This is a genomic window from Kitasatospora sp. NPDC059571 (assembly GCF_042735675.1).
Lineage (GTDB): Bacteria > Actinomycetota > Actinomycetes > Streptomycetales > Streptomycetaceae > Kitasatospora.
The window spans coordinates 1-4,338 of sequence record NZ_JBHWBW010000583.1; the positions used below are offsets into that span (position 1 = coordinate 1).

Genomic DNA, 4,338 nt, shown 5'->3' on the forward strand with positions numbered 1-4,338 from the left:
GCGAGCCTGGGGGCGCCCCCCCGCGGCGCCCCCCGCGGCCCGCGGGCCGCCCGCCGGCCGCGGCGGGCGGGCGCTCGGCCACCGGCCGGCCGGAGAACTGGTCGGCCATCACCTCGCTGGCGTCGGCGAGCAGCTCGCGCGGGATCAGCACCACGGCCGAGCTGCCGCCGTACGGCGACGGGCGCAGGTGGACCCGGATGCCGTGCCGGCGGGCGAGCCGGCTGACCACGAACAGGCCCAGCCGGTCGGTGTCGGCCAGGTCGAACTCCTGCTCCACCGCGAGGCGCTGGTTGATCTCCTCCAGCGCGTGCTCGCCGAGCCCGAGGCCGCGGTCGTCGATCTCCAGGCAGAAGCCGTGCGCGACCACCTCGCCCTGCACGGTCACCTGGGTGTGCGGCGGGGAGAACACCGTGGCGTTCTCGACCAGCTCCGCGACCAGGTGGGTGACGTCGGCGACCGCGCTGCCCAGCAGGCCGGTGCCGGGGAACGGCCGGACGATGACCCGGGCGTAGTCCTCCACCTCGCCGACCGCCGCGCGGACCACGTCGACCATCCGGACGGGCTTGCGCCAGGCGCGGCCGGGCGAGCCGCCGGAGAGGATGATCAGGCCCTCGGAGTGCCGCCGCATGCGGGTGGTGAGGTGGTCGAGGCGGAACAGGTCCTCCAGCTCGGCCGGGTCCTCTGTGCGCCGCTCCATCATGTCCAGCAGGGTGAGCTGGCGGTGCAGGAGGACCTGGCTGCGGCGGGCCAGGTTGACGAAGACCGCCGCGACGCCGCGGCGCAGCTCGGCCTGTTCGACGGCGGCCTCGACGGCCACCCGCTGGACCTCGTGGAAGGCGCGGCCGACCTCGCCGATCTCCGCCGGGCCGTACTCCAGGTCGGGGGTCTCGGCCTCGATGTCGACCGGCTCGCCGCGGCGCAGCCGCAGCATCATCGCGGGCAGCCTGGTGCCGGACAGCTCCTGGGCCGCGTTGCGCAGCGAGAGCAGCTCGCGCACCAGCCCCCGGCCGATCCGGTAGGAGATCATCACCGACAGCACCACCGCGATCAGGCCGATCGCGCCCGCGATGGCGCCGCGCGCGATCTGGTTGACCGCGTACGACCGGGCCCGCTCGCCGATCCGGTCCGCGAGCCGGGTGTTGAGGTCGGCGAAGGAGGTGAGCGAGGGCTGTGCGGCCTCCCGCCACGGGTCCTTGGGGTTGGCCCGGACGGTCGCGCCGCGGTCCACCGCGCTGTCGAAGGTCGCCTCGGCGGCGGCCAGCGCCATCCACGCGTCGGAGCTGCGCAGGTCGGCGTAGTCGCGCTGGTCCTGGAGGTCGAGCTCGCCGACGTAGACGCTGAACAGGGCCTGCTGGGCGTGCATGTTGTCCAGGGCGACCTGGAACTGCTGCGGGTAGGGGTGGTCGGTGAGCCGCAGCGCCTGCATCGCGGCGGTCTCCCGGGAGAGGTACTCGCGGGAGCGGACCAGCTCGTTGAGCAGGGTGGTCTGCCGCGGCAGCTGGCCGCTCTGCCGGCCGGCGAAGGAGGAGCGGAACGGGAAGACCGTCTCGACCAGCTCGCTGTAGGCGGCGAGCTCGTGGTCCCAGCTGACCGCCTCGCGGGCGGCCTGGCTGCGGATGGCCGGGAGCTGGTCGGCCGCGGTGAGGATGTCCTGGTACTTGACCCGCTGCTGGGGGTCGAGCTTGCCGATGGACGAGGTGGAGGTGAGGTCGCGCAGTTCGCGCAGGCTGCTGTCGGTGGCGGCCTGGGCGTGCTCGTAGGAGTCCTTGGCGGCCTGGCCGCCGGCGCCGCCGTCGGCGAGCCGAAGCACGCCGGTGCGGCGCTCCTCCTGGAGGTCCAGGGTGTAGCGGTCCACCGGGCGGACCAGGTCGTGGTAGGTGGAGCTGACGTCGAGCTGGCTGAACACGTCGCCGGTGGTGATGAGCGTCGCGTAGATCCACAACCCGCCGAGCGCCACGATGGGCACCATGAGCAGCGCGATGATCTTCGCGCGGATCGAGCTGCTGCGCAGACGCATGGAGTCCTCGGAGGGGATGGAGCCAGGCGCGGACAGGGAAGCGGTTCGGGCGGGCGGAACGCCTCCCGGGTGGGACAGAGCCGCCCGGGTGGGAGCCCGGCCGGTGGATCTGCGCGAGCCTACTACGGCCTGACCACCCGTTCGAAGGGTCGACGCCCACCCCGAACGAGCCTGTCCGAATGATCCGGAATTGCTCTCCGGGTGAACGCTCTCTCCCGACACCTGGCGGCGCGCGCCGTGCCGGGGAGCCGTCTCCTCTGGGCAGGATCCCGACGATCCGGTAACTTCGCTGCGATCCGTCCGGCCGGTGCTCGCCGGCCCGGGCGGGCCCGCTCGGCCCGCCCGCACGGGCGGCGCCGAGGTCACCGGGGGCAGTGTGCGCGAAATCAGCAACCCCTCCCGGTCCGGGCCCGCCGCCGGCGGACTGGCCGACTCCGTCTACGACACCGCGGAGCAGCGCCCCAGCCTCGTCCAGCTCTCCCGCGCCCGCGACGGCGGATGGGAGCCGGTGACCGCGCTCGGCTTCCGCGACGAGGTGCTGGCGCTGGCCAAGGGCCTGCTGACCCGCGGGGTGCGGTACGGCGACCGCGTCGCGGTGATGTCCGGCACCTGCTACGAGTGGACGCTGTTCGACTACGCCCTGTGGTCGATCGGCGCGATCCCCGTCCCGGTGTACCCGACCTCCGCACCCGAGCAGGTCCGCTGGATCCTCGCCGAGACCCAGGCGGTCGCGTGCGTGGTGGAGAGCGAGGACCACGCGATGACGGTGGGCGCGGTCTGCGACGCGCTGCCCGAGCTCACCGGCATCTGGCAGCTGGACCGCGACTGCGTCGGCATGCTGACCGAGGACGGCCTCGGCGTGCCGGACTCCCTGGTGCACCGCCAGCGGCTGGGCGTCACCGCGGACTCGGTGGCCACCGTCATCTACACCTCGGGCACCACCGGGCGGCCCAAGGGCTGCCTGCTGACCCACGGGAACTTCGCCGCCGAGGCCGACGCACTGCTGGACGGCTGGGGCGAGGTGTTCCGGGACACCGGCGGCGTCCCGCCGGCGACCCTGCTCTTCCTCCCGCTCGCCCATGTGTACGGCCGGATGGTGCAGGTCGCGGCCGTCCGCGGCGGCATCCGGATCGGCCACCACGGCCAGCTCTCCACCGACACCCTGCTGCCCGCGCTGGCCTCCTTCCGGCCGACCTTCCTGCACGCCGTCCCCTATGTCTTCGAGAAGATCTACCAGCGCGCCCGGGAGGCGGCCGAGGAGAGCGGCCGGGCGGACCTGTTCGACCAGGCGGCGGAGACCGCGGTCGCCTGGGCGGCGGCCAGGGAGCGCCGGGCGCTCGGCCACGGCGCCGGGCCGAGCCCGGCCCTGCGGGTGCGGCACGCCGCCTACGAGCGGATGGTCTACCAGCGGCTGCGCGCGGTGCTCGGCGGCCGGGTCCGCAACGTGATGTCCGGCGGCTCCGCGCTCGGCCGCGAGCTCGGGCTGTTCTTCGCCGGCGCCGGGATGACCGTCTACGAGGGGTACGGCCTCACCGAGACCTCGGCCGCGATCACCGCGAACCCGCCGGGCCGGCCCAAGTTCGGCACGGTGGGGCGGCCGGTGCCGGGCGCCTCGGTCGCGATCGCCGACGACGGCGAGGTCTGGGTGGCCGGTGGCACGGTCTTCGCCGGCTACCTCAACCACCCGCAGTGCACGGCGGCCGCGCTGGTCGACGGCTGGCTCGCCACCGGCGACCTCGGCAGCCTGGACGAGGACGGCTACCTCACCATCACCGGCCGCAAGAAGGAACTGATCGTCACCAGCAGCGGCAAGAACCTCGCCCCCGGCGCCCTGGAGGAGCGGGTCAGATCCCACCCGCTGATCGCCCAGTGCCTGGTGGTGGGCGACAACCGGCCGTACGTCGCGGCGCTGATCACGCTGGACGCCCAGGCGCTCGCACACTGGCTCAAGCTGCGCGGCCGGGAGCAGCTGGACGTGTGGGGCGCGCTCGCCGACGAGGAGCTGCACCTGGAGGTGCAGCGGGCGGTGGCGGCCGCCAACACCGCGGTCTCCCGGGCGGAGTCGATCCGGGCGTTCCGCCTGCTGCCCAAGGAGTTCTCGCTGGAGGACGGCCTGCTGACGCCGTCGCTGAAGATGCGCCGGCACGCGATCATCACGCACTACGCGCAGGACATCGAGGAGCTCTACGCCGCCTGACGCCCGGCCGGGGCCGGACGGACGGGCGGCGGACGCGGGCCCGGCCGGGGGGGGGGGGCCGGGGGCGCCCCCGCCCCCGCGGGGGGGGCGCGGGGGGGTTAAAAAAAGAAGCCGGCCCCCCCGA

At 74.3% G+C, this 4,338-nt stretch carries 2 protein-coding genes; one reads left to right on the top strand and one right to left on the bottom strand.

Annotated features, from left to right (window positions below; genetic code table 11):
• A partial coding sequence (locus ACFV0G_RS35955) for a nitrate- and nitrite sensing domain-containing protein (RefSeq protein WP_380557006.1) occupies window positions 1-2,017 on the bottom strand: 2,017 nt, incomplete at its 3' end.
• Window positions 2,018-2,393: 376 nt separating this feature from the next.
• Here ACFV0G_RS35955 and ACFV0G_RS35960 point away from each other — a divergent pair.
• Window positions 2,394-4,214: an AMP-dependent synthetase/ligase gene (locus ACFV0G_RS35960; protein WP_380557008.1), complete on the top strand. Its 1,821-nt coding sequence runs from the start codon at window positions 2,394-2,396 to the stop codon at window positions 4,212-4,214.
• Window positions 4,215-4,338: the final 124 nt, after the last annotated feature.